The following is a 24939-nucleotide window of genomic DNA, read 5'->3' on the forward strand; positions in this document are numbered from 1 at the left end:
TAAGGGTTAATAACCCTGTGGGTTTTGTGATTGCCAGTGCCAGGCATTTTCACACATATTCTCGAGGGTTTTCTGAGCGTTCCAGTTAAGCTCGGTAGCCGCTTTGGTGGGATCGGCATAACAGGCTGCTACGTCGCCTGAACGACGCGGTGCAATCTTGTAGTTTATAGACTTGCCACAGGCTTTTTCGAAGGCCTTAATCATTTCCAGAACGGAGTAACCCTGACCGGTACCCAGATTATAGATATCCAGTCCCATATTCAGGTCAAGACGTTCAATGGCTTTCAAATGGCCATTAGCTAAATCTTCTACATGAATATAATCCCGTACACCGGTGCCATCCGGGGTGTCATAGTCATCACCAAATACGGCTAATTGTTCGAGTTTGCCAGACGCGACCTGGGAGATATATGGCATCAGATTATTGGGAATACCGTTAGGGTCTTCGCCAATCTGACCGGAAGGATGCGCCCCCACAGGATTGAAATAGCGTAGTAACACGATATTCCAGGCTTCGTCTGACTGATACAGATCGGTCAGAATAGTCTCTACCATCAGTTTGGACATACCGTAAGGGTTCGTTGGCTGACCAGTAGCCATATCTTCACGTAACGGTAATGAAACCGGATCGCCATAAACGGTGGCTGATGAACTGAAAACAATGTTCTTAACGTTGTGTTTGCGCATTACATCACATAGCGCGACAGAGCCGTAGACATTGTTTTCATAGTATTCCAATGGCTTTTGAACCGATTCTCCAACGGCTTTTAAGCCGGCGAAGTGAATGACGGCATCGATGTCATGGTTTGAGAACACCTCATCGAGCTGCTCAGTGTCACGGATATCACCCTGTACAAATGTTACGGCTTTGCCTGTTAAGGCTGACACGCGCTTGAGAGATTCCTCTGAGGCATTACTGAGGTTATCAAATACTACAACCTCATAATCCGCTTCCAGTAATTGCAGTACGGTGTGGCTGCCGATATAGCCAGCTCCACCGGTGACAAGTATTGTTTTCATTGCTTATCCTTGTGTGACAACGATTCTAAATATTTGGCGCTTAACGAGTATTGTACAGGTTTCACAATAATGGGATACAGCAGGAAAACCAGCAATGCCCATAAAAGTGACGTCCAGTCTGCTGCAACACGAAGGAGTAGTGCAAACGCAGGTACAATCACCAGTAGTTTAAGAATGTTCAGTACGGTCTTTTCCGGAACCGTGAGTTTTTTTGCCGCTCGTTCCAGTCTGCGCATACGTTCTGCTAAAGGCAGGCCAGCTAAACCAGGAATATTGCGCGTCGAAAAATATAAATGCATAAAGTGCTCTTAATAAAAAACCGCCGGGACATGACGTCACGGCGGTTATTGTATGGCAATCAGCCAGTGTTTAAAACACAGGGGGCGTTATTGCGTCTTTTCCCCGATACCGGCTTTTTCCCAGAATCGTGATTTAAAGCTCATAAGACCAATCACAATAGCAATAGCAATACTAAACAGGGCGATTTGCAAATACAGGTTTGGCATTTCCTGCACGTTCTCAGGGTCAAAGTTGCCTGAAAGCAGGCCTGCAATAATATTACCAATTGAGTAGGTGAGCACGAATACGCCCATCATTTGACCGGCAAAACGCTTAGGTGACAATTTACTTACCGCACTTAGTGCTACCGGGCTAAGGCAAAGTTCGCCCACGGTATGCAGGAAGTAGGTTGTTACCAGCCACATAGGGGCTACTTTAAGTCCCTGCGCCGCATACTGAGATGCCATAAACATGACCAGGAAGCCTGAAGCCATGATTACAATACCAATTGCACACTTAATGGTATAAGAGGGATCAATCATGCGCTTGGCAAGATTAATCCAAAGTGCTGCAAAAAACGGTGAAAGAATGATAATAAAGAGCGAATTAGAGAGCTGGAACCACACGGTAGGGATAGCATCCATACCAAACCACGACGTCAGCCATGAGCCACTTTCCAGCGCGCGATCGGTATAGTTTTGGGCAAATAAATTCAGTGAAGAGCCGGCTTGTTCGAAACCTGACCAGAAGCACGCAGAGGCAACACAGACTAAGAACAGTGCCCACATGCGTTGTTTTTCATTGTCGCTTAACTCACCTTTAAAATAGATGAAGCCGAAATAAAGAAAGAAAATGGCGGTGAAAATAATAGCGACTTTTTCCGCGAGAGCGACAGGCTCGATAACGATGGTGCCCATGTGTGCCAGGATAATGACCACAATGGCTGCTGCCAGTACACCGAATACGCTTAGCCAGGCACGTTGTTTCGCGGCACCAACATATGGGTTTGCAGGTTCAACCGACTCTGCAGCTAAAGAACGGTTACTAAAGTAGTACTGCACGAGACCAAAGCCCATACCCACTGCAGCGGCGCCAAATGCATAGTGCCAGCCCCAGTTCTCCTGCAAGTAACCCGTGACCAGATACGCAATCAAAGAGCCGATGTTTATGCCCATGTAATAAAGGGCATAGCCACTGTCCCGGCGGCTATCATCGTCACCATATTGCTGACCAACCATGGCCGAAATGTTTGGCTTAAGCAAGCCTGTACCAGTGGCAACCAGTATAAGTCCAACGAAGAAAAGGTTTTGCAGGTCGACAGCCAGTACAATGTGTCCGGCGAAGATAATTAAACCGCCATACCATACGGCTTTTTTACCGCCAATCAGACGGTCAGCAAACCAGCCGCCGGGTAAGCCAAGAAAATATACCGCTCCGGTATACAAGCCATATATGGCGCCGGCTGATGCTACGGTGAAGCCAAGGCCTTGTGTTTGCAAGCTGGCTGTCATAAACAGCACGAGCAGAGCACGCATGCCGTAGTAGCTCATGCGCTCCCACATTTCGGTAAAAAATAACGTTTTCAGACCCTTAGGATGGCCGAAAAACCTGGTGTCGTTAGAAGTTTTTGTTGTCACAACAGAGTTCCATATAGTTTTTATTTAAATTTATTATCGTCTGGGTGCACTGTCTGCAGGCAGGAGCTGCTTGTACACGGGTTATCCCTCTTATACTAGAGGATGATTCCCGACACAAGCTACCTTAGTTAAAGCACTGCTCGTGGCGGGAAATCGGTTATCATCTTATTGTAGCGTTTGACTTACAATTCTTTGATAGTGGCAATAATAATGCGGCCCGCGATGAAAGCCATTATGAGCATAACGCCAAACAAAACCAGGTTATAAACTGTTTTAGGGTAGGCGGCCTCATCGGGTAGCGTTGGTGATTCGATGGTGACCAGATGCTGAATTTGTTGGTAAGTATCGACACGTGCATTTTCCAGAGTCATCAGAGATGAGCCATATGCTTGCATGGCAAGCTCGGCTTGCACCTGTAAATTAGAATACTGCGCCATTAGCTGGTTAATCGATAGTTTTTCATCACCGTTTAGGGCATCACTGATTTTGGTTTTCTGACTGCTAATTTGCTCTTCCAGTGCTCTGATTTGACGTTTCAGAGAGATTATCTCCGGCGCAGAGTCAGACATGATTCTTTTTAAGGTGTTCAGCTCGGCTTCCTTTTGGGCCATTGTGGCTTCCAAAGAAAACGCAATATTTTGAATGGCAAGACCTTCAGCATTTGGGTCCAACACGTTATATTTTGTTTGAAAATCGATTAGAGCAAGTTTGGCATTTTGTAATTTCTCTTCAACAATATCGTGTTCGCTTTGTGCAAAAGCCAGCCGTGACTTAGCCAGGTTGTTACTAATCTCGTTGATGAACTGTTCTGCACGCTTAACTATGGTCTGACTAATCAACTGTGCATAAGCAGGGTCATATGCTCTGGCCGAGAGCTCAATCACGCTGGTGTTTGAATCAATTATTACTTCGGTGTTGGCAAGGTAATATTCGATAAAATCCTCTTCGCTGTGATTCGAGGAGAGCCTACTAATAAAGTCTCCTTCTGAAGAAATATAGTGCTCACGTAAGCCTATCGTTTTATCGAGGTAGTGGAGCATGTCGGCAGATTGTACGAAGGCAACAACCAATTGACTGTCATTGGTACTGGCTACTCCGGTGACGCTGCTCATTAGCATCGAAGAAGGGTCAAAACTATTAGCGCCATCGGCAGATTTAACCACTAGCTGACTGGTGCTCTCATATTTGGGTGCAGCAATAAACGTCAGATAAACTGCGTAAATCAGCCAAGGGATAACCACCAAAAGTACAGGGCGCTTTTTAATTTGAGCGGTAATATTATCTAGCACTTGTTTCATGTTTCTGCTCGTTTATTCCATGTAGGCTGCGATACCTTCTTCAAGGTCACCGTAGTAATTAAGTTGGCCGTCTTCAATGATGATTGCTGAGGTGCAAAACTCACGTATTTGATCCATTTCGTGACTGACCATAATCAGTCCCGCTTCTTTGGCTTTAACTTCTAAAGCTTCCCTCGCTTTGCGGCGAAATTTAGGATCACCGACTGAGGTTGCTTCATCTATAAGGTAGATATCGAAATGAATATTCACGCAACAGGCAAATACCAGGCGGGCACGCATACCAGAAGAATAGGTTTTAACCGGTAAGTCAAACCGTTTACCAATTTCAGCAAAATCCTGCACGGCTTCTTCATAGACGGATAAGTCTTTCACATCATTAATACGGCCAATAAAACGTGTGTTTTCCCTTCCGGTCATTTGCGGATGTACCCCGGTTGCCAATGCTACCGGCCAGGACATGGATTTATTGGTATAAATCTGCCCCTTATCTGGATATTCACTCTTGGCCAGCATGCGAAATAAGGTCGACTTACCAGCGCCATTTTTTCCCAGAATGGCAACATTATTCTCAGTCGGGAAGTCGAAATTGAGGTTTCTGAATATGTATTGGGGTCCCAAACGGCTTGGATAAGACTTAGTCAGGTTAATTAAACGGATAGTCATCGTGATAACAAGCCTTTCCAGGTCAGGTGATACAACGAAACAGCAAAGAAAAACACAATCAAAGTAAATTGAAATGCGTATTGGAGGCTGACGCCGCGATCGCCATAAGACTCAAAACAAGCATAACGGCCAAGTTCAACAAAATGAACTAGTGGATTCCAGGTAAACCAATGCCAATATTCAACAGGGATATCCTGCAAGCTAAAAAATACGCAGGAGATAAAAAATAAAGGTCGGGTGAATACGCCTACGATCTTTTTGACTTCGGGTAGATATGAAGAAGCGATGCCCAATATGCAACTCATACTTATTGTCATAATCCAGAGGAGATGAAACAACAAAAACAGCAGTAAGGGATCATGAACTGGGAAGGTTACCCCAAGTAGGTAAATAGTTAGCATAGCCAGCACAATAACTATAACTTTTATTGTATATTCAACAAATGCTGACACCAACAGCGCTGATATTGGCTGAACCTGCCTGAAAGCATATAGTGGCTTATTCTTGCTAAATGCACTGGCGACTTTTGTAAAAGGTTGCAGAAACGATTGGATAGCAACCATACCAATCAACATAAATATGAATATAGGTATGCCGTGAGCATCTCCTTCACGGACTAGGCTTCTTACGTAAGATAAACCAAATATGAAAGCAAAGGGCTCGAGAAAACCCCAGGCTAAGCCTAGCCTGTCGCTAAACTGGGACCTAAGCTCTCGCAGGAAAAGTGCAAAACAAACACTTTTCCATACTTTGAGTTGAGAGCGAAATGAGACGCTTACAATATCTGACATTAGTTGAGTGCTACGTTGGCCGCCACAGCAATCTGGTAAATGATCTGAGTGATATCTTTGACTGCCTGCAATGTTTTGGCATCAACCCTAGGTAAAACGATCACCTGATCGCCTGCTGCCACATCTGAGTTATCATCAACATCATAGAAATCGACCATGCCGTTGGCCCGGATAACCAGAATTCGGGCATCATTAGCTCTCTCGCTAAAGCCTCCCGCCCAGGCAACGTAATCGGAAAGTTCTGCGTCCGGATTAAAGACTACCGACTGAGGCATTAATACTTCACCACCAACGTGGACCAAATCCGTTTTGGTTGGAATGACAATGGTGTCATTCTCTTCCAGCAGAATGTCGGCCACGTTATCGTTTTCGGCAATAATGACTTTACCGAGGGGCTTTACCTGCCTGGCTCTGGCGATAAAGTCGGTTACCAGCTGTGCTTCCTGAACCCGAATCGAGCCTTCACCGGTAGAGCGTACCGGCGCGGTGTAAATGCTCCGCTCGAGACGATCCAACGCCTGATTGATAATCAACTGTTGTTGATCAGCGACACTTTCACGTAACAAATACACATTCTTAAAGTCTGCCAGGTTCGGATCGATCGCAATATTGCTAAGAACCTGATGCAATCTCGCACCTTTGGATACCATGACCCTTGAGGCGCCGCGGAAACTGCCAGCTACATTAATCGGATAAATTTGTATTTCATAGTCGTTTTTGAATTCGACATGATCGCCAGGATGCAAACTGAATTGTTTAAAATCAGTTAGTGGGGCATAGCGGGCAAATTGTGCGCCGTCACGAAGGCCGCTGACCGATACGTGGCTGATAAAGTCACCAGGTTTGGCGTAATCGACCAGCGCCTCGCCGGTTAAGTCAGAGGGTTTCAACTCAAAGGTGAAGCTGTTTCTAGCGCCTTCGCTGACGGTGATAGTTGGGCCGATAGGGCGAACCAGAATGACGTCTTTATCCTGAAACGAAATCGCTGGTAATTCGCCTTCGGTAACAAAGTTATATAAATCAATTGAGTGAATGACTTCGCCGGCGCGTAAAATATCGATACTACGGAAGCTGCCGCGCAGAAAATCAACGCCGCCGGCACGTTTGAGGAAATATAGCGGGCTATCGGTTGCCTGGCCGGCATATTGGCCTGGCCTTAATACTGGCCCCGAGACATAAACAGATACCGGCGTTGCCGTCAGTAAGTTGACATAAACATTTACATCATTGGTATAGACCTGTTTGATGCTTCTGGTAACTGTGGCATTGACCTGGCTGGACGGCACGTTAAGCAGATTAACCGGGCCAATATTGGGAATAAAAATATTGCCCTGACTATCGACGGTTGCAACATCGGAATAATCGACAGCACCCCAAAGCCAAATTGAAATTTGGTCGCCGGGGGCAACCAGATAATTGGGGTTCACCGAGTTTGTGCGTTCTGACTCAAAGCCACCGACAAACAGGTTTGCAGCGAACGGCGGATTCTCCATGGCTTCCTGCAGAGGAAAAACCATATCCATAGTCGGCTCGCCTGGTAATACCAGACCATTGCGGGGCTGTGTACTATACTGGCCGGAGCTTGGCCGGGTACCAGTCTGACTGTTGCCTTGCAAGGTAGGGGATGCAGACAACTGCACCGGGCTAACGCCTGCATTGCCGGTGTTGGCCGCTGCTGAATTATCGGCCCCTCGTTGACTTAGTTGCTGTTGAATTTGTTGAATTTGCTCAGCTGTTTGTGCCTGGACGCTACTGAAAGCAGATAGCGATAAAGCCGTAAGCGTTAACCAGATAGAGATACGCATAAGCGAATTAAACCTTTATAGGGTGTTACTAAAAACCAACGCCGGGTATAGCAGCCAGTGCGTTTGATTGTTACAGATAGGACGAACTTCCGTTGATCCTGAACGTCCCTGACGTTTTAGCCGATAACATTGATTACCCATGGCAGAGATATAACTATCAGAAACTGCGTAGCTATTTCCATCTATCACAATAGCCTCATTGGCATTGATGTTTAACTCTGGAATAGCTTTTGCTTCACTTTCCTGTAAACCGGTGCCAGTATCGCTAAGGTTATGCGTAAAGCTTGGATTAACCAGCGGCAGATTGGCCTTGACACTCTGAGGTTGTGACACACATCCCAGCATTGTCATAGTGCTGAAAAGTAGAGCGGATAAAATAACTTGTCTTCTCATTGCCTGACAGTAATGCGTCCATTTAAAAAAGTGGTCGTAGCATAACATAACCGAGCAAAAAGGCATGCACTGATTAACAGCCTGGGTAAACGCTGAACAGAAATAACACCGACTGTGTAAAAAACGTGCGTTTAAATTTAAATTTAATTGGGGGGGTAGTCAGTTATACTAATGTTTACTATTATATCGGGTGATTATAGTGACCTCTCCACGAAGCCTCAGGTGGCTGGTGTAGCCATATATAGGTTCGGCGATATTCTCAACGGAGTTTGTAAGTAAATGGATTTTCCTGTTTGTAGTGTGGGCGTGAGAACACAGGTGGGTAAGGATTCTGTGGAGAAAAGTAAGGCATGATGGACTATCTGCAGTTTATTCCGTTATTTACAGCATTTTTTGTAGCATTGATTTTGCTGGTGGTGATGACACCCCTGGCCCATCAGTTTGGGCTTGTTGATCAGCCGTCATACAGAAAACGTCACAATGGTATAGTGCCATTGACGGGCGGTGTAGCTATTTTTGTTGCAGTACTGGTAGCCAGCGTGCTAACTGACGTGTGGATGAAAAATAATCCGCTGTTTTTTACCGCGTCCGCCTTTATTGTTTTGCTCGGTATGCTTGATGATCGATTTGATCTGAGTGCTAAAGGTCGTTTGGTTTGTCAGTTTGGCGTCGCCTCGATTATGGCGTGGAGTGCGCAAAATTACATTACATCCCTTGGCGATATCTTCGGCTTTGGTTCAGTTTACCTTGGTTTGTCTGGCTATTTCTTCACCCTGGTTTGTGTTGTAGGGGTCATTAACGCCATCAACATGATTGATGGTATCGATGGTCTGGCAGGCGGTATGAGTCTTGTAGTACTGTTGAGTGTTGTCAGTTTGCTATTGCTGTCAGATAACGGCGCCGCCATTATGGAACCGTTGGTTATCATTGCTGCCATAGTGCCGTTTCTGGCATTTAACCTTAGCCTCAAAGGTTTCAAGGGGAATAAGATATTTATGGGTGATGCCGGCAGTATGTTTGTCGGCCTTACCATAGTGTGGCTGCTGGTTGATCATACCCAGGGGCCTGGTGCGTCACTACGCCCGATTACGGGTGTTTGGCTAATCGGTCTGCCGCTAATGGATATGGCAGCCATTATGTTCAGACGAGCCAGAAAAGGTCAGTCAGTGCTAAAACCGGATCGTAAGCACCTGCATAATATTTTCATGCGGGCAGGCTTTAGTTCTCGCCGTTCACTGGTCGCCATCCTTCTGATGGGCGCGGGATATTGTCTTATTGGTATCCTCGGTGAGGTGTACCAGGTTCCGGCATACATCATGTTCTGGGGATTTATGGTGCTGTTAGTCATTTACAGTGCGGCAATTATGAATATCTGGAAAATCATACGGTTTTTCCGGGCGGTAAAGCGCCTTCTACCTGCATAAATTGCATCACAGTGGTGCATATTTGTTGTAAAATCCGGTACACTTCGCGCTACTGTCGATAGTCGGATTATACCTTGACCCCCAACTTTTCAATTAAACATAGCAACTACCGGGTGCATGAAATCCCCGCCATTGTTGCTATGGCCGTTTACGAAAAGGATTGCGCGGATTGGGTGGATCAGGCAATTGGTAGCATTCGTCAGCAAAGCTATAGCGATTTTCTTTATGTCATTGTTATCGACGGGCATATTTCGCCGGAATTACTGGCTGTCATCATGCAGCATGCTGATAACGATGAGCGTCTGGTGATCATTGAAGGTAGCGCCAACAGAGGATTGGCAACCTGTATGAACTTCGCTATCGACTGGTCCTTGTCGTTAAAGCCGCAGTACTTTTTTCGTATGGATGCTGATGACATCTCTGAATTTAATCGATTAGAAAAGCAGATAACCTACCTGACCAAACATGCACACGTTGCCATTTTAGGTACCGGCCTGATTGAAATTAATGAGCAAAATAATCAGGTAGGGTCGCGGGTGATGCCACAGACCAATCGACAAATCACCCGTCTGTTACCGCGCCGTTGTACCATTAATCACCCTACAGTATGTATTCGCTACAAAGTGTTTACCGACGGCTATCGTTATGACGATGCACTGCAAAACACCCAGGATTATTTCCTCTGGATTGAACTCGCCGCGGCCGGCTACATTTTTTGTAATTTAAAAGATAAGTTGCTGCGTTTTCGGCGGGTAAATGATTTTTATAAACGCCGCGGGCTGATAAAATCATTAAATGAATTTCGGGCCCGCTTTCGGGCGATGCGCTGGCTTAAACGCCTGACACCTTATAACCTTGTTTATGCCTGCATGGTATTAGGTCTGCGCATGATGCCATCAGGGGTTGTCAAAATGGCTTACAAGCTCGACAGGCATCTACTTGAAAAAATAATAAAGCATTGAAATTCTCGGCTATTATCATTCTCTTTTATCCTGAGCGTCCTATTCTGCTCAACAACATCAGGTTGCTGGAGAACAACGGCTGGCAGGTCGTTGTGGTGGATAATTCCCCGCAAAGCCATAAGAGCTGGTTATCATCTTCCGTTGAGTTCAGGCATTGTCCTGAAAATGCTGGCATTGCCCACGCGCAGAATATCGGGTTGCTATTAGCCAGACAACAGGGGCGTGATTATGCCATGTTGCTTGATCAGGACAGTCACCTTACCGAACATCTACTTCAAACGGCAAAGCAGCGGGTTATTGAGGCACAGTCTCGTTATCCTGACCTTGCCGCTTATGGCCCGACAATCGTCAGTGAGTTTGATGGGCAAGTTGTGCGGGCAAAGGTGCAGCGCGCTGTACCCGATGAACATGGTTTTCTGCATAGCAGGCAAATTATCGCATCGGGGAAGATTATTCCGCTGGCAGTGCTCTCTGATGTTGGTTTGATGGAAGATGCATTATTCATAGATGGCGTGGATCATGAATGGTGTTGGCGGGCCAGCCGTAAGGGTTTTCGGATTATTAGCGATACACAAGTCTTATTACGCCATAAACAAGGTGAGTCCCGTAAGCGCGTGTTGGGGATGACGTTTAAAGTAGGGAGCCCTGTCAGGCTTTACTATCAATACCGCAATATCCTCATTCTACTTCGTCGCTCATATGTGCCCCTCTACTGGAAAGTCAGAAATTGTGTAGCCCTGCCAGTCAGGTGGGTAATTAATGGTTGGTGTCTGGAGCAAAGCAAGGAACGCCGGCGCTACATGCGGCAGGGCCTTACAGATGGCTTGCGAAAGCGTGCGGGCCGTTACAGGGCTGACCAATAAGTTTTCTGTTGAGCCTGTAACGTCATGATGCTTTAATGATTGAGTTGTATTATTAGATATGCCTGATTAACCCAGGCACTGCTAAGTTTTAGAAGGAAGGGAACAAGTGAAGGTAACAGTCTTTGGAATTGGCTATGTAGGCCTCGTGCAGGCAGCAGTGTTAGCTGAAGTGGGCCACGACGTAGTTTGTGTGGATGTGGATCAGGTCAAGGTTGATAACCTGAAAAAAGGCCTTATCCCCATTTATGAGCCGGGCTTAACGCCGCTGGTCACCAGCAACTATGAAGGTGGCCGGGTAGACTTTACTACCGATGCCAAGATGGGTATCGAACATGGAGAGCTGATTTTTATCGCAGTGGGTACACCGCCGGATGAAGATGGTTCAGCCGATCTGAAGTACGTGTTGGCAGTAGCGGAAACAGTAGCGACTTATATGCAAAACCATAAGATCATCATCAACAAATCTACTGTCCCGGTTGGCACTGCCGACAGAGTGAGTGCAAAGGTTAGCGAGACGCTGGAATCTTTAGGGAAAGCGGTAACTTTCGATGTGGTATCTAACCCTGAGTTTTTAAAAGAAGGCGCAGCGGTCAACGATTGTATGCGGCCAGACCGAATTATCATCGGCACTCAAAGTGAGACAGCCGAAAAGAAGCTGCGCGAACTCTATGCACCGTTTAACCGTAACCATGACAAAGTCATCGTGATGGACATTCGCTCAGCAGAGCTGACCAAATATGCTGCCAACTGTATGCTGGCCACTAAAATCAGCTTTATGAATGAGATGGCCAACCTGGCAGAGCGTTTTGGCGCCGATATTGAGAACGTACGTCGTGGTATCGGTTCTGATCCCAGAATAGGTTATCAGTTCATCTACCCGGGCTGTGGTTATGGTGGCTCATGTTTCCCCAAAGATGTGCAGGCGCTCATTCGTAGTGCAAATCAGGTGGGCTACCAGGCGAAAGTCCTGGAATCAGTGGAAGCGGTTAACTACACCCAAAAAGAAAAACTGTTCGAATACATCTCTGGCCATTTCGATGGTGACCTGAAAGGCAAGACTATTGCATTATGGGGCCTGTCGTTCAAGCCAAATACCGATGATATGCGTGAAGCTTCCAGCCGAGTGCTGATGGAGCTGTTATGGGAACAAGGCGCTACGGTTCAGGCCTACGATCCTGAAGCAATGGAAGAAACCCAGCGTATCTATGGCAGCCGCCCGGACCTTAAATTAACTGGCACGAAAGAAGCTGCTCTTGATAGTGCGGATTTCCTGGTGATTTGTACTGAGTGGCAGTCATTCCGGGCACCGGATTTTGATCTGATTAAAGAAAAACTGAGCATTCCGTTAATTTTCGATGGCCGGAATTTATATGATCCGAAAATCATGTCGGAATACGGATTGCATTACTACGCCATTGGTCGAGGACTATCAATAAAAGGACATAAACTATGAGTCAGGTAAAAAAAGCGGTTATTCCTGTTGCCGGCCTAGGTACGCGTATGCTGCCAGCAACCAAGGCGATTCCAAAGGAAATGCTGCCGGTTGTCGATAAACCATTAATCCAATACGTGGTTAACGAGTGTGTGCAGGCGGGGTTAAAAGAAATTATTCTGGTTACTCACGCGAGTAAGAACAGCATCGAAAACCACTTTGATACCTCTTTCGAACTTGAAACCACGCTGGAACAGCGGGTTAAGCGTCAGTTACTCGAAGAAGTACAGGCTATTTGCCCGAAAGACGTAACGATTATGCACGTTCGTCAGGGCGCTGCTAAAGGTTTGGGTCACGCAATCATGTGTGCGCATCCTATGGTGGGTGATGCACCATTCGCGGTAGTTTTGCCGGATGTGATCATTGACGATTACGCCAGTAACCTGAAAAAAGATAATCTGGCAGACATGGTCGCGCGCTTCAATACCAGCCGGGTGAGCCAGGTTATGGTAGAGCAGGTACCACAAGAGAACATTTCTAAGTTTGGTATTGTTGACTTAGAAGGCGCGAGCATTAAGCCTGGTGAATCTGCCAAGATCCATGACATGGTTGAAAAGCCGCCACTGGAAGAAGCGCCATCTGATCTGGCCGTTGTAGGTCGTTACGTGTTGTCACATGAAATCTGGCCATTGCTTGAATACACACCGCCGGGAGCTGGTGGTGAAATCCAGTTAACAGATGCCATCACTTCACTGATGAAAGTTGAGCAGGTTGATGCTTACTACATGAAAGGTAAGAGTCATGACTGCGGTAGTAAACTGGGCTACATGAAAGCCAATGTTGAATATGCGCTGCGCCATCCGAGCCTGGGCGAAGACTTCAAAGAGTACCTGGCCTCGCTGAACGGCTAGTGATATTCACTAAATTAAAAAGGCCACTTCATTGAAGTGGCCTTTTTCTTATTTAGGTATGTATTGGCTTATTTTAAGTGTTTCACCAAACCTTGAACGACTTTTACGCTACCGGCAACGATCTCACCTTTATAAAGTGGGTCGTTATTCCCGCTGAAATCGGTTACCAGGCCACCGGCTTCACGAACCAACAGTTCACCGGCTGCAATATCCCAAGGTTTAATGCCGCGTTCCCAATAACCGTCATGTCGGCCTGCTGCAACGTAGGCTAAGTCCAGCGCTGCACTACCGGCACGACGAATGTCACCACAGTCATGGAAAATTTTATTTAAACGAATGGCGTAGTCCGCATACTGGGTTTTGTTCCTAAACGGTAACCCGGTAGCTAAAACGGTTTCAGATAAATCACGGGCCTTGCTGGCACGAATGCGATAACCATTTAACTGGGCGCCCTGGCCACGAGAGGCAGTGAACAACTCACCACGGATAGGATCGAAAACTACGCCCTGATCGAGACGACCTTTATGCAGTAGCGCAATCGAAACGGCAAAATGAGGAATGCCTTTTATAAAATTGGTGGTGCCGTCAAGGGGATCAATGATCCACTGGAATTCAGCGTTATCGCCTGCCGTTTCGCCGCTTTCCTCACCTAAGAAACTATGCTCGGGGTACGACTGCTTAATTTTGTGAATAATTGCCATCTCGGCTTCTTTATCGATTTGGGTAACATAATCGTTTGCGCCCTTTACCTGTTTTACCAGGTCGTCACGATTTTCGAAACCGCGGACAATAAGAGAGCCAGCCACGCGCGCAGCGCGCACCGCAATGTTCAGCATCGGATGCATAACAAAACCACCAATTGTAAAAGATCAAAAAATAAACGCCGCGGAGTGTACCAGTTCCACTTCACAATGCAATGCCAGCACAGAGGAAATAAGCAGCTAAGCGGTGAGAATGTGTAAGCGGTATGCTACACTCTGCGCCATTTACAGCCGTACTGTTTTAAGCATGTTAGAAAATATCAGAATTGTATTAGTAAATACGTCACATACCGGCAACATCGGTTCTACCGCCCGGGCGATGAAAACCATGGGCTTAAGTAACCTGTATCTGGTGGATCCGGTTAGCCCGCCTGATGGCAAAGCCAGTGCACTGGCGGCCGGTGCCGGCGACGTATTAGCGAATGCTAAAATCGTGAATAAACTGGAAGAAGCGGTGGCGGGCTGTGGTCTGGTTGTGGGGACTTCGGCCCGCTCAAGAACCTTAAGCTGGCCCATGCTGGAGCCTCGTAGTTGTGGCGAAAAGCTGATCAAAGAGGTTGATAACTATCCGGTGGCACTGGTGTTTGGTCGTGAAAACAATGGACTGACCAATGAAGAGCTTCAGCAATGCCATTTTCATGTATGCATTCCGGCTAATCCCGACTACAGCTCGTTAAACCTCGCGGCTGCGGTACAAACCCTGTGTTATGAAATACGCATGGCATTCTTAAATAAAGAAGCCATTCCAACCGAAGAAACTGAGTATCCGTTAAACGACGACTTAGAGCGTTTTTATGTGCACCTGGAATCAACGTTAAAAAAAGTCAGTTTTATTAATGAAAATCACCCGGGCATTGTAATGACCCGCCTGCGCCGCTTATTTAACCGGGCCCGCCCTGAGTCTCAGGAACTGAATATTTTACGCGGAATTCTGGCATCAGTGGATAAATCAGCAGAGAAATAGCCATGTTCAGCCGAATGAAAGAAGATATCAGAGCGGTCTTCCACCGCGATCCGGCGGCGCGAAACGCTTTTGAAGTGCTTACCAACTACCCCGGGTTGCACGCGGTTTGGTTACACCGGGTAAGCAATAAGCTCTGGCGGCTGGAATTGAAATGGCTGGCCCGCTCACTATCAACGTTCAGCCGTTGGCTGACTGGCATTGAAATCCACCCGGGCGCAACCATCGGTCGGCGCTTCTTTATTGACCACGGCATGGGCGTGGTGATTGGGGAAACGGCTGATATTGGTGATGATGTTACCCTTTACCATGGCGTTACCCTTGGCGGTACTACCTGGAGTGCCGGTAAACGCCACCCAACTCTGGAAAAGAACGTTGTGGTTGGTGCGGGTGCCAAGGTTTTAGGCCCTATCACCATTGGTGAAGGGGCGAAGATTGGCAGTAACTCTGTGGTAGTAAAAGATGCACCGCCCGGGACCACCGTGCTGGGTATTCCAGGGCATATACTGCAGCCCGCCAAGGAGACCGACACCGGTAAGGAGAAGCGTAATGCCATTGCCAAAAAGTACGGCTTTGATGCTTACGCGGTGGCTTCTGACAATCCTGATCCCGTGGCGAATGCCATGGGCATTATGGTGGAACATATCCACGCTATGGACGGTCGCATCGAAGAGCTGTGTCAGGTTATTCAGGGCATGGGCGGCGAGGTATCCAAGGAGCGCCTTAGTGCAATGACCGCAGAAGACTTCGCCAGCACCGGTATCTCCCCTGTTGTGCCTAATTCGAAACAGGCGAATCATGACGAATTCGATCCGCAGATCTGAGTACCTGACGAAATTGGCTCCGGGACGTACCGGTGTGCGGCATAATACTTGAGTAAATAGTAGGGTTTTATACTTGACCAATTTACTCAGGTATGGAACAATTTTGCTATTGTTCACTATCCGTATTTGGTTATGAAACTGACTTCAAAAGGCCGCTACGCTGTAACGGCAATGTTAGACGTGGCACTCCATTCCAAGCAGGGGCCGGTATCGCTGGCTGATATTTCTGCCAGGCAGGAAATATCCTTGTCTTACTTAGAGCAGCTTTTTTCGCGTTTACGCAAAGAGAATCTGGTATTGAGTGTGCGCGGACCGGGTGGCGGTTACCAACTGGGCCGGGAAGCCGAGCTTATCGCTATTGGTGAGGTGATCAGAGCGGTAGATGAATCAGTAGATGCTACGCGCTGTCAGGGGCAGGGAGATTGTCAGGCCGGTGAGCGTTGTCTTACCCATAGCCTGTGGCAGGACCTGAGCGATCGCATCAGCCACTTTCTTGATGGCATAAGCCTTGGAGAATTGATGGCTAAAGGCGATGTGCAAGAAGTCGCTGGTCGTCAGGACAAGCACAACATGCCGGTTGACGGTAAAATTCAGGTCAGTTTTCAGTTATAAAGACAGGTCATGACGCGTACTCCCGTTTATTTAGATTATGCCTCTACCACGCCGGTAGATCCTGAGGTTGCAGCGCAAATGGCTGCCTGCCTTACGATGGAAGGCAATTTTGGCAACCCGGCTTCGCGCTCACACCGTTTTGGCTGGGTAGCTGAAGAAGCAGTTGATGTGGCGCGCAATCAAGTTGCCGATTTGGTTAATTGCGATCCCCGCGAAATTGTCTTTACCTCCGGCGCCACCGAGTCGGATAATCTGGCCATTAAAGGTGTGGTCGACGCCGCGGATAAACAACAAAAGCACGTTATTACCGTAACCACTGAGCACAAAGCAGTACTCGATACGGTTGAGTTTCTTGCCGGGCAAGGCGTCAGAGTTACGCTACTAGCGCCCGATGCCCATGGATTAATATCGGTCGAGCAAGTGGCTGAGGCGATAGGCGATGACACCGTGCTGGTCTCGGTGATGCACGTAAATAACGAATCCGGCGTTATTCAGGATATTGCGGCTATTGGTGAGTTATGTCGCGAGCATCAAGTGTATTTTCATGTTGATGCCGCGCAGAGTCTGGGTAAGTTGCCTATCGACCTGACAGCCCTGCCTGTGGATTTAATGTCTTTCTCTGCACATAAGTGTTATGGCCCGAAAGGAATTGGCGCGTTGTATGTTCGCCGCCGACCTAAGGTTCAAATTGCCGCTCAAATCCATGGCGGTGGTCATGAGCGGGGCATGCGCTCGGGAACGCTACCGACCCATCAGATAGTTGGCTTCGGTGAGGCCTGTGAGCTTGCCGGGCAATCTCTGAATAAAGAAGCTTCCAGGCTGCGCAGCTATACCGAGTTGTTGTGGGAGGAGGTTAGCTGCCTTGACAATGTGTATCTGAACGGTCACCTCACCCAACGCGTGCCTGGCATTATCAATATCAGTTTTGGTGGGGTAGACGGTGAAAGTCTGGTGATGGGACTGCATGATCTTGCTATCTCTACCGGTTCGGCCTGTACCTCGGCGAGTATGGAACCTTCTTATGTGTTAACGGCGCTGGGCCGCAGTGCAGAATTAGCCCACGCGGGTTTACGCTTTTCTGCTGGTCGTTTTACCAGTGAAGAAGACATCCGTTTTGCCGCGCAGAGAGTAATAGAAACAGTAAAAACATTACGCGAGGTCAGACAGGCAGGTTAACACAGCCGCCTGTCACAGTGCTTTATTCAGACCTAAGTCGGAGCCGCTAAGATTGCAGTTAAACCAATATTCAGGCAAGATTGCGGCCCCCAGATTTCAGTGCATACAAAGCGCCACGTTGCCATACCAGACTGTCATGAGATTCGGTTTGATAGAGAGCAGAAACGCCCCGGGTGAATAGTTGAGTGAAATACTCGGGTATTATATAATGTGGCATCCATGTCGCGGTGACAGCGAAAACGCTGAACAGCTGTAGTGAAGATACTACAGGGTGATTATCGCGGCGAAATGTTCAATAACAGTGAGATGAGTCAATGAGCGAGCAAATCGAACAGGCGCTATCGAAACAATACGAGGCGGGTTTCTATTCTGAAATCGAGTCTGATACCTTCGAAAATGGTCTGGACGAATCCATTATCCGCCGTATATCAGCCATGAAAAATGAGCCGGAATGGATGCTCGAATGGCGCCTGAAAGCCTATCATTCATGGCTGGAAATGGAAGAGCCGGACTGGGCTCATGTCGATTATCCCAAAGTGGATTATCAGGCCATTTCGTACTACTCATCACCTAAGAGTATGAAGGACAAACCAAAGTCCCTCGACGAAGTCGACCCGGAACTACTGGATGTGTATAACAAGCTGGGCATTCCGCTGCACGAGCAGGAAATGCTGGCTGGTGTTGCCGTTGATGCGGTATTTGACTCGGTATCAGTAGTGACAACTTTCCGCGAAAAGCTGCACGAAGCGGGCGTTATATTCTGCCCGATTTCGGAAGCTATCCAGAAATATCCTGAGCTGGTTAAAAAGTACATCGGCTCTGTGGTTCCTCGTACCGATAACTACTTCGCGGCGCTGAACAGTGCCGTATTTACCGATGGCTCGTTTGTGTATATCCCTAAGGGCGTGCGTTGCCCAATGGAGCTGTCTACGTATTTCCGCATCAACGAGCAAAACACCGGTCAGTTTGAACGTACACTGATTGTTGCTGACGAAGGCAGCCATGTAAGCTATCTGGAAGGGTGTACGGCACCACAACGTGATGAAAACCAGTTACACGCAGCCGTTGTAGAGCTGGTTGCGCTGGATAAAGCCAACATCAAATACTCAACGGTACAAAACTGGTACCCCGGGGATGAAAACGGCAAGGGCGGTATTTATAACTTTGTGACCAAGCGCGGTATTTGCCATAACGACGCAAAAATCAGCTGGACCCAGGTAGAAACCGGCTCAGCCGTTACCTGGAAATATCCGAGTTGCGTGCTGAAAGGGGATAACAGTGTTGGTGAATTCTACTCAGTTGCCTTAACCCGTGGACGCCAGCAGGCGGACACCGGCACCAAGATGATTCATCTGGGGAAAAACACCCGCTCAACCATTATTTCAAAAGGGATCTCGGCAGGCAAAAGTAATAACGCCTACCGCGGTCTGGTACAAATGGGGCCGAAATCAGATGGCGCCCGTAATTTTACGCAGTGTGATTCGCTGCTAATTGGCGATCAGTGTGGCGCGCATACGTTCCCGTATATTGAAAGCCGCAATCCGTCTGCCATTGTTGAGCACGAAGCCACTACATCTAAAGTGAGCGACGAACAGTTATTCCTGGCTCAGCAACGGGGCCTGGACGCTGAGAAAGCGGTATCCATGATCGTCAATGGCTTCTGTAAGGAAGTCTTTAAAGAATTACCAATGGAATTTGCGGTGGAAGCCGGCAAGTTACTCGAAATTAGTTTAGAAGGTTCTGTGGGGTAAAGAATTTAATGTTATCTATCGATAATTTACACGCCAGTGTTGAAGATAAAACCATTATCAAAGGGCTGAATCTGGACGTTAAGCCTGGTGAAGTTCATGCCATCATGGGGCCTAACGGCGCCGGTAAAAGCACCCTTGGCTATGTGTTGTCTGGCCGTGAAGGCTACGAAGTCAACGAAGGCGCCGCCACGCTAAATGGTAAAGATTTACTGGATCTGGACGTGGAAGAGCGTGCCCGCGAGGGGTTATTCCTGGCCTTTCAGTATCCGGTTGAGATCCCTGGCGTTAGCAACATGGAATTCTTAAAAGAATCGGTTAACGCCCTGCGCGAGCACCGTGGTGAAGAGCCACTGACCGCAGCTGAGTTTTTAAAGAAAGCCAAGGCGGCCTGTAAACAGGTGAATCTGCCACTGGATTTCTTAAAACGTGGTGTTAACGAAGGTTTCTCTGGCGGTGAGAAAAAGCGTAACGAGATCATGCAGATGATCCTGCTTGAGCCGTCGCTGTGTATTCTTGACGAGTCTGACTCGGGCCTCGACGTTGACGCCCTGCAAGTGGTGGCTGATGGTGTAAACAGCCAGCGTGACGGGCAGCGCAGCTTTATTGTTGTGACTCACTATCAGCGTTTGCTTGATTACATCAAGCCGGATTTTGTCCATATTCTGGCTGACGGCAAGATTGTTAAAAGTGGCGATGCGTCTCTGGCGCTGGAAGTTGAAAAATCAGGTTATGCCTTTTTAGGTAAAGCCTATGAGGAGGCCGATGCATGAGCCAATGGCTGTCTGAAGTAATCGCCTCGGCGCAAACACATCACGACTGGCTGGCTCCTCATCGTCAGGCGGCGCTGGCTGAACTGGAAAAAGTCCGCTGGCCGCTACGCAAAGTGGAAGACTGGCGTTTTACGCCGCTTATCCCGGTAGAAAAACGCAGCGTGTCACTGGCTAAGCCTGGGAATTCCGAATTTAGCGCGCCGAAAATAGGCGAGTTAAGCGCCATTGAGATAGTGTTTAGTGGCAATGAATTGCTCACCGACGTGAACGCACTGTCTTTACCGGAAGGCTTGGAAATTGCCCGTTTTTCATCAGCTACCGCTGAGCAACAACAGGAAATCGAAAGCCTGTTGTCAGACGTAAAACCTGCCAGGCATTTGTTTGGTCAGGTTAATGACGCATTGCTGGCCGATGGTCTGTACATTAAAGTTGCTGCCGGCAAAACTATCGATACGCCGATTCGTATTTCACAGCTGGCCAGTAACGAAGGCGATCAACATCTGCGGGTACTGATGCAGGTCGAAGCCGGTGCGCGAGCCACTGTACTTGAAGACGGCTATGGCGATGCCAGTGGCGTAAACACGGCTTTTAGCGAATATATCCTGCACAGCGAAGCCCATTTGGAGCATTATCGTTTTGCTATGTTCACTCAGCAAGCCATGCACGTTGGCGGCTGTCATTTTAAAGTGGCGGAAAAAGCGCAGCTCAACAGCACATTAATTGGCTATGGTAGTCAGCTATCGCGGCTTGATGTGGATGTTATCTACACTGGCGAATTTGCCAACGCGAATATCAATGCGATTTATTTGCTGGCCGAAGGCGAGCTGTTTGACTTGCATACCACCATTGAGCATGCCGTACCAAACTGTACTACCGAGGAAAATGCACGGGGTATCGTTGGCGACCGCGCTAAAGCAGTATTCAACGGCCGCATTCATATTCATCGTGACGCGCAGAAAACCTTGGCGGAACTGAATAACCGTAACCTGTTATTGTCACGTCGGGCGGTAATAAATACCAAGCCTGAACTGGAAATTTATGCCGATGACGTTAAATGCGCCCACGGTGCCACTGTGGCAGAGATTGATGATACAGCATTGTATTACCTGCTCACTCGCGGCATCAGTCGCAGTCAGGCGTTAATCATGCTCAACTTTGGCTTTATTCAGGAACTGATCAATCAGATCCCCAACCAAGATATCGCTGGCTGGTTGTTAACTCAGTTACATGACCGCTTTGTGGGCATGGAGGTTAAATGAGTTTTGATGTAGCGGCAGTTCGTGCTGAGTTCCCTATTTTATCGCAAACGGTAGACGGTAAACCGTTGGTGTATCTGGATAATGGTGCCACCACGCAAAAACCTCAGGTCGTGATTGACTCACTGGTGGATTTTTATACCCAGTGTAATGCCAACGTGCACCGTGGCGCTCATCAGTTATCTGACGAAGCGACCCGCCGTTACGAAAAAGCTCGTGATCAGGTAGCTCGTTTCATTAATGCGGCAAACCGTAACGAAGTTATCTGGACCAGCGGTACTACCGAAGGCATTAACCTGGTTGCAAAGGGCCTCGCCCAGCAGCTTGAAGCCGGTGACGAAGTGGTGGTAACCGAAATGGAACACCACGCCAACCTGGTTACCTGGCAACAAGCTTGTTTGCAAAGCGGAGCCACGCTGCGTGTTGCGCCGATTTTTGATAACGGGGAGCTTGACCTTGAAACTTTCAAGGCGTCGCTGGGGCCGAATACACGCATGGTGGCGTTCCCGCATGTATCCAATGCACTAGGTACCGTTAACCCGGTTAAAGAACTCACTGCAATGGCCAAGGCCTACGGCGCATTAGTGCTGGTTGACGGCGCTCAGGGGATTGCTCATGGTGACGTAGATGTGCAGACACTGGGCTGTGATTTTTACGCGTTTTCTGGTCACAAAGTATTTGGCCCAACCGGCATTGGCGTGCTGTGGGGCAAACAAGACGTGCTGGAAAACTGGCCGGTATGGTTAACCGGTGGCGAAATGATTGCCGATGTGACCTATCAGAGTGCCACCTGGGGCGCATTGCCTAACCGCCTCGAAGCCGGTACGCCAAACATTGCTGGCGCTATTGGCCTGGGCACCGCGCTTGAGTGGTTCAGCCAATTGGATATTGCTGCCGTCCAGGCTCACGAAAAAGCACTCATTGATTCTGCCATGGCACAAGCCGCAGATGTTCAGGGCATGCGCTTAATTGGCACGGCACCAAACAAAATCGGTATCCTCAGTTTTGTGATGGACAATGCACACCCGGCCGATATTGGCTTTATTCTGGATCGTCAGGGCATAGCTATCCGTACCGGCGATAACTGCGCACAACCACTGATGCATCGCCTCGGAATTAATGGCACTGCCCGCGCTTCTTTCTCGTTGTATAACACGCTGGAAGAAGTCTCTGCATTCTTTGCGGGCTTACGCAAAGCTCAAACCATGTTGGGCTAGGAGAGATAACCATGTCAGTAGAAACTTTTGTACCCAGTAAAGACGTTGTTACCCTCACTCCGGGTGCGATTAAGCACTTTGAGGGCAAACTTAAAAATCAGCCGGGCAAGATTATTCGTTTATCGACTAAAGTCAGTGGCTGTACCGGCTATGCTTATGTGCTCGATTTTGCCGATGCCTCGGTTGAAGGTGACGAGGTGCTTAACGTGTCCGATAAGCTAACTGTCGCCATTGCCAAAGACGCCGTATCATTGTTACAGAACACCGAAATCGACTATGTGATGGAAGGCGTAAACGGCGTGATTAAATACTACAACCCTAATGTTGTAGATGAATGCGGTTGCGGCGAAAGCTTTAACGTCGGATAAGAGTACCTATGAAGCAAAAAATGGTAGTGACTGAACGTGAAGTGAAGTCGCGCAAAGTGCCTTCCGGCGAGACAGTGATCATTCCTGATGGTGAATTTGTTAATATCACTCAGGACTTAGGTGGTAACTACACCGTCACGTGGCAAGGAAATATGTTGCGTATCGACGGTACCGACGCCGATGCCATTGGTCGTAAACCCCAAGCCCTGGATTTTATCGCGCCGGCCGATGGCAATATCGATAAGCAGCAGGTCTGGGACGCGCTGGAAACCATCTACGATCCGGAAATTCCGATTAATCTGGTATCACTCGGCCTGATCTACAACGTCGACATTAATCAGGATACTCAGCAGGTCACTATCGACATGACCCTCACCGCACCGGGTTGCGGTATGGGCCCGGTGCTGGTTGGCGATGTGGAATACCGCGTGGGACTGGTGCCATTTGTTGAGAATGTCAAAGTAGAACTGGTGTTTGATCCGCCCTGGTCGCGGGATAAAATGAGTGAAGAAGCCCAGCTCGAAGCCGGCCTGTTTTTTTAATTCGAGAGTAAATCATGCAGTTACCATCTAGTCAGGAAATCGTTGAAGATTTGGAATTCTTTGATGATTGGGAACAAAAGTACCAGTACATCATTGATTTGGGTAAAGCGTTACCGCGCCTTGATGATGCTCAGAAAACCCCTGAGCGGTTAGTCAAAGGCTGCCAGAGCAGCGTGTGGCTGATGACCTCAATGGACGGGGATAAACTCCACTTCGAAGTCGACAGTGATGCGGTGATTGTTCACGGTCTGCTGGCACTGGTGATGGCGGCATACAACGATAAAACGCCGGCCGAAATTACCGCCTTTGACATTGATGCGTACTTCGAAGCGCTCGATCTGGAACGTCATATTACGCCTACACGGGGCAACGGCTTACGTGCCATCGTGGGTAAAATCCAACATTTAGCCGCCCAACACGGCGGATAGCCCGCCTTTATCGCCGCCTTTATGAAGATTTTTTGATATTTGCCCGTTACCCCCTAGGCACGGGCAGAAAGATTGCCTATAATTCGCGACCAAAATTTTACAATTAAACCCGGAGACAGAAAATGGCTCTTGAGCGTACGTTTTCAATTATTAAGCCTGATGCCGTTGCAAAGAACGTAATCGGTGCAATCTATAACCGCTTCGAATCTGCTGGTCTGCGCATCGTTGCTTCTAAAATGGTTCATATGAGCAAAGAGCAAGCTGAAGGCTTTTATGCTGAACACAAAGAGCGTCCTTTCTTTGGCGCCCTGGTAGACTTCATGACGTCTGGTCCGGTAATGGTTCAGGTGCTGGAAGGCGAAAACGCTGTGGTTAAAAACCGTGAAATCATGGGGGCTACTAACCCGGCTGAAGCAGCTGCCGGCACATTGCGTGCTGATTACGCTGTATCCATCGATGAGAATGCGGTTCACGGTTCAGATGCACCAGAATCTGCAGCGCGTGAAATTGCGTATTTCTTCTCAGAAGAAGAAATCTGTCCACGCACTCGCTAAGCTTAGCCTGATGCGTGACAAAGGGAGCTTCGGCTCCCTTTTCTGTCGTGCGCCGGGCATGGCGCGTGGTGTTTCGACACCGTTTAACTCACTGTGGTGGTGAGTTGATGACTTGGAGGTGAAAGTCCTCTGCACACCCGGCAAGGGGAAGTGTTAGCCGAACGGCAAGGGTGTTCACCGCGAGGTGAAATCTGAAGGAAGCCGAAGGCAAAATGCTGGCCTGACGAACAGGAAGCGGTTT

26 protein-coding genes are annotated in these 24939 nt (G+C 48.1%); 17 read left to right on the plus strand and 9 right to left on the minus strand.

Translation table 11 applies throughout. The annotated features are described in order from the left end of the window. Positions 1-6: 6 nt before the first annotated feature. The 8 genes from galE to C6Y40_RS09355 all read right to left on the minus strand — a co-directional run bounded on the left by galE (position 7) and on the right by C6Y40_RS09355 (position 7826). Entirely contained in the window at positions 7-1020 is a 1014-nt protein-coding gene (gene galE, locus C6Y40_RS09320; RefSeq protein ID WP_105934368.1) for a UDP-glucose 4-epimerase GalE, read from the minus strand. Further along, entirely contained in the window at positions 1017-1319 is a 303-nt protein-coding gene (locus C6Y40_RS09325; protein ID WP_105934369.1) for a DUF6170 family protein, read from the minus strand. Before C6Y40_RS09325 ends, galE begins: the two co-directional genes overlap by 4 nt. Before the next feature lie 87 nt (positions 1320-1406). Then, positions 1407-2936 (minus strand): peptide MFS transporter, encoded by a 1530-nt coding sequence (locus C6Y40_RS09330; protein WP_105934370.1) that lies wholly within the window; start codon positions 2934-2936, stop codon positions 1407-1409. A gap of 182 nt (positions 2937-3118) precedes the next feature. Beyond that, positions 3119-4234: a KpsE/RkpR family capsule polysaccharide export protein gene (locus tag C6Y40_RS09335; RefSeq protein WP_105934371.1), complete on the minus strand. Its 1116-nt coding sequence runs from the start codon at positions 4232-4234 to the stop codon at positions 3119-3121. 12 nt (positions 4235-4246) lie between these two features. Beyond that, positions 4247-4897, minus strand: a complete 651-nt coding sequence (locus C6Y40_RS09340) for an ABC transporter ATP-binding protein (protein ID WP_105934372.1) — start codon at positions 4895-4897, stop codon at positions 4247-4249. Further along, positions 4894-5688: an ABC transporter permease gene (locus C6Y40_RS09345; RefSeq protein WP_105934373.1), complete on the minus strand. Its 795-nt coding sequence runs from the start codon at positions 5686-5688 to the stop codon at positions 4894-4896. Before C6Y40_RS09345 ends, C6Y40_RS09340 begins: the two co-directional genes overlap by 4 nt. Next, positions 5688-7493, minus strand: coding sequence for a polysaccharide biosynthesis/export family protein (locus C6Y40_RS09350; RefSeq protein ID WP_105934374.1), 1806 nt, complete (start codon positions 7491-7493; stop codon positions 5688-5690). The genes C6Y40_RS09345 and C6Y40_RS09350 overlap by 1 nt, the downstream gene beginning before the upstream one ends. 15 nt (positions 7494-7508) lie before the next feature. Continuing rightward, a complete protein-coding gene (locus C6Y40_RS09355; protein ID WP_146129534.1) occupies positions 7509-7826 on the minus strand; it encodes a hypothetical protein in 318 nt (105 codons plus the stop codon). Positions 7827-8236: 410 nt separating this feature from the next. Between C6Y40_RS09355 and wecA the strand changes: the two genes are divergently transcribed. From wecA to galU, 5 genes are all read left to right on the plus strand, one after another. Beyond that, positions 8237-9310, plus strand: coding sequence for a UDP-N-acetylglucosamine--undecaprenyl-phosphate N-acetylglucosaminephosphotransferase (gene wecA / locus C6Y40_RS09360; protein WP_105934376.1), 1074 nt, complete (start codon positions 8237-8239; stop codon positions 9308-9310). Between the two features lie 74 nt (positions 9311-9384). Further along, the gene (locus C6Y40_RS09365; RefSeq protein WP_105934377.1) at positions 9385-10272 is read left to right on the plus strand and encodes a glycosyltransferase; all 888 of its coding nucleotides are present in this window, start codon (positions 9385-9387) and stop codon (positions 10270-10272) included. Then, complete coding sequence (locus C6Y40_RS09370) at positions 10269-11135, plus strand: glycosyltransferase family 2 protein (protein ID WP_105934378.1); 867 nt, start codon at positions 10269-10271, stop codon at positions 11133-11135. Before C6Y40_RS09365 ends, C6Y40_RS09370 begins: the two co-directional genes overlap by 4 nt. Positions 11136-11241: 106 nt before the next feature. After that, positions 11242-12588: a UDP-glucose dehydrogenase family protein gene (locus C6Y40_RS09375; protein WP_105934379.1), complete on the plus strand. Its 1347-nt coding sequence runs from the start codon at positions 11242-11244 to the stop codon at positions 12586-12588. Then, a complete protein-coding gene (galU, locus tag C6Y40_RS09380; protein ID WP_105934380.1) occupies positions 12585-13478 on the plus strand; it encodes a UTP--glucose-1-phosphate uridylyltransferase GalU in 894 nt (297 codons plus the stop codon). The genes C6Y40_RS09375 and galU overlap by 4 nt, the downstream gene beginning before the upstream one ends. Positions 13479-13546: 68 nt before the next feature. Here galU and suhB read toward each other — a convergent pair whose 3' ends face one another. Beyond that, on the minus strand, positions 13547-14323 hold the full coding sequence (gene suhB, locus C6Y40_RS09385) for an inositol-1-monophosphatase (protein ID WP_105934381.1): 777 nt from the start codon (positions 14321-14323) through the stop codon (positions 13547-13549). A gap of 163 nt (positions 14324-14486) precedes the next feature. On the opposite strand from suhB, the gene trmJ reads away from it, so the two are divergent. From trmJ to ndk, 12 genes are all read left to right on the plus strand, one after another. After that, a complete protein-coding gene (gene trmJ, locus C6Y40_RS09390; protein ID WP_105934395.1) occupies positions 14487-15203 on the plus strand; it encodes a tRNA (cytosine(32)/uridine(32)-2'-O)-methyltransferase TrmJ in 717 nt (238 codons plus the stop codon). Positions 15204-15205: 2 nt separating this feature from the next. Further along, positions 15206-16024: a serine O-acetyltransferase gene (cysE, locus tag C6Y40_RS09395; RefSeq protein WP_105934382.1), complete on the plus strand. Its 819-nt coding sequence runs from the start codon at positions 15206-15208 to the stop codon at positions 16022-16024. A 132-nt stretch (positions 16025-16156) separates the two neighbouring features. Then, on the plus strand, positions 16157-16636 hold the full coding sequence (iscR, locus tag C6Y40_RS09400) for a Fe-S cluster assembly transcriptional regulator IscR (RefSeq protein ID WP_105934383.1): 480 nt from the start codon (positions 16157-16159) through the stop codon (positions 16634-16636). A 9-nt stretch (positions 16637-16645) separates the two neighbouring features. Continuing rightward, positions 16646-17812 carry an IscS subfamily cysteine desulfurase gene (locus C6Y40_RS09405; protein WP_105934384.1) on the plus strand — a complete coding sequence of 389 codons (1167 nt, stop codon included), beginning with the start codon at positions 16646-16648 and terminating at the stop codon, positions 17810-17812. Between the two features lie 314 nt (positions 17813-18126). After that, on the plus strand, positions 18127-19563 hold the full coding sequence (gene sufB, locus C6Y40_RS09410; protein ID WP_105934385.1) for a Fe-S cluster assembly protein SufB: 1437 nt from the start codon (positions 18127-18129) through the stop codon (positions 19561-19563). 8 nt (positions 19564-19571) lie between these two features. Further along, positions 19572-20333: a Fe-S cluster assembly ATPase SufC gene (gene sufC / locus C6Y40_RS09415; RefSeq protein WP_105934386.1), complete on the plus strand. Its 762-nt coding sequence runs from the start codon at positions 19572-19574 to the stop codon at positions 20331-20333. Continuing rightward, the gene (gene sufD / locus C6Y40_RS09420) at positions 20330-21592 is read left to right on the plus strand and encodes a Fe-S cluster assembly protein SufD (protein WP_105934387.1); all 1263 of its coding nucleotides are present in this window, start codon (positions 20330-20332) and stop codon (positions 21590-21592) included. The genes sufC and sufD overlap by 4 nt, the downstream gene beginning before the upstream one ends. Further along, positions 21589-22806 (plus strand): aminotransferase class V-fold PLP-dependent enzyme, encoded by a 1218-nt coding sequence (locus C6Y40_RS09425; protein ID WP_105934388.1) that lies wholly within the window; start codon positions 21589-21591, stop codon positions 22804-22806. The genes sufD and C6Y40_RS09425 overlap by 4 nt, the downstream gene beginning before the upstream one ends. Positions 22807-22817: 11 nt before the next feature. Then, on the plus strand, positions 22818-23174 hold the full coding sequence (locus C6Y40_RS09430; protein WP_105934389.1) for a HesB/IscA family protein: 357 nt from the start codon (positions 22818-22820) through the stop codon (positions 23172-23174). An 8-nt stretch (positions 23175-23182) separates the two neighbouring features. Next, positions 23183-23716: a putative Fe-S cluster assembly protein SufT gene (gene sufT, locus C6Y40_RS09435; protein ID WP_105934390.1), complete on the plus strand. Its 534-nt coding sequence runs from the start codon at positions 23183-23185 to the stop codon at positions 23714-23716. Between the two features lie 14 nt (positions 23717-23730). Further along, complete coding sequence (locus tag C6Y40_RS09440; protein WP_105934391.1) at positions 23731-24144, plus strand: SufE family protein; 414 nt, start codon at positions 23731-23733, stop codon at positions 24142-24144. A 122-nt stretch (positions 24145-24266) separates the two neighbouring features. After that, positions 24267-24698, plus strand: coding sequence for a nucleoside-diphosphate kinase (gene ndk / locus C6Y40_RS09445; RefSeq protein ID WP_073323091.1), 432 nt, complete (start codon positions 24267-24269; stop codon positions 24696-24698). Positions 24699-24939 lie beyond the last annotated feature (241 nt).

The organism is Marisediminitalea alba, from assembly GCF_002993365.1.
GTDB classification, from domain to species: domain Bacteria; phylum Pseudomonadota; class Gammaproteobacteria; order Enterobacterales; family Alteromonadaceae; genus Alteromonas; species Alteromonas alba.

Bases quoted from the DNA above. Each gene is read 5' to 3' on its own strand.
- galE (WP_105934368.1), bottom strand. From the start codon at position 1,020: ATGAAAACAATACTTGTCACCGGTGGAGCTGGCTATATCGGCAGCCAC.
- C6Y40_RS09325 (WP_105934369.1), bottom strand. From the start codon at position 1,319: ATGCATTTATATTTTTCGACGCGCAATATTCCTGGTTTAGCTGGCCTG.
- C6Y40_RS09335 (WP_105934371.1), bottom strand. From the start codon at position 4,234: ATGAAACAAGTGCTAGATAATATTACCGCTCAAATTAAAAAGCGCCCT.
- C6Y40_RS09340 (WP_105934372.1), bottom strand. From the start codon at position 4,897: ATGACTATCCGTTTAATTAACCTGACTAAGTCTTATCCAAGCCGTTTG.
- C6Y40_RS09345 (WP_105934373.1), bottom strand. From the start codon at position 5,688: ATGTCAGATATTGTAAGCGTCTCATTTCGCTCTCAACTCAAAGTATGG.
- C6Y40_RS09350 (WP_105934374.1), bottom strand. From the start codon at position 7,493: ATGCGTATCTCTATCTGGTTAACGCTTACGGCTTTATCGCTATCTGCT.
- wecA (WP_105934376.1), top strand. From the start codon at position 8,237: ATGATGGACTATCTGCAGTTTATTCCGTTATTTACAGCATTTTTTGTA.
- galU (WP_105934380.1), top strand. From the start codon at position 12,585: ATGAGTCAGGTAAAAAAAGCGGTTATTCCTGTTGCCGGCCTAGGTACG.
- suhB (WP_105934381.1), bottom strand. From the start codon at position 14,323: ATGCATCCGATGCTGAACATTGCGGTGCGCGCTGCGCGCGTGGCTGGC.
- trmJ (WP_105934395.1), top strand. From the start codon at position 14,487: ATGTTAGAAAATATCAGAATTGTATTAGTAAATACGTCACATACCGGC.
- cysE (WP_105934382.1), top strand. From the start codon at position 15,206: ATGTTCAGCCGAATGAAAGAAGATATCAGAGCGGTCTTCCACCGCGAT.
- iscR (WP_105934383.1), top strand. From the start codon at position 16,157: ATGAAACTGACTTCAAAAGGCCGCTACGCTGTAACGGCAATGTTAGAC.
- C6Y40_RS09405 (WP_105934384.1), top strand. From the start codon at position 16,646: ATGACGCGTACTCCCGTTTATTTAGATTATGCCTCTACCACGCCGGTA.
- sufB (WP_105934385.1), top strand. From the start codon at position 18,127: ATGAGCGAGCAAATCGAACAGGCGCTATCGAAACAATACGAGGCGGGT.
- sufC (WP_105934386.1), top strand. From the start codon at position 19,572: ATGTTATCTATCGATAATTTACACGCCAGTGTTGAAGATAAAACCATT.
- sufD (WP_105934387.1), top strand. From the start codon at position 20,330: ATGAGCCAATGGCTGTCTGAAGTAATCGCCTCGGCGCAAACACATCAC.
- C6Y40_RS09425 (WP_105934388.1), top strand. From the start codon at position 21,589: ATGAGTTTTGATGTAGCGGCAGTTCGTGCTGAGTTCCCTATTTTATCG.
- C6Y40_RS09430 (WP_105934389.1), top strand. From the start codon at position 22,818: ATGTCAGTAGAAACTTTTGTACCCAGTAAAGACGTTGTTACCCTCACT.
- sufT (WP_105934390.1), top strand. From the start codon at position 23,183: ATGAAGCAAAAAATGGTAGTGACTGAACGTGAAGTGAAGTCGCGCAAA.
- C6Y40_RS09440 (WP_105934391.1), top strand. From the start codon at position 23,731: ATGCAGTTACCATCTAGTCAGGAAATCGTTGAAGATTTGGAATTCTTT.
- ndk (WP_073323091.1), top strand. From the start codon at position 24,267: ATGGCTCTTGAGCGTACGTTTTCAATTATTAAGCCTGATGCCGTTGCA.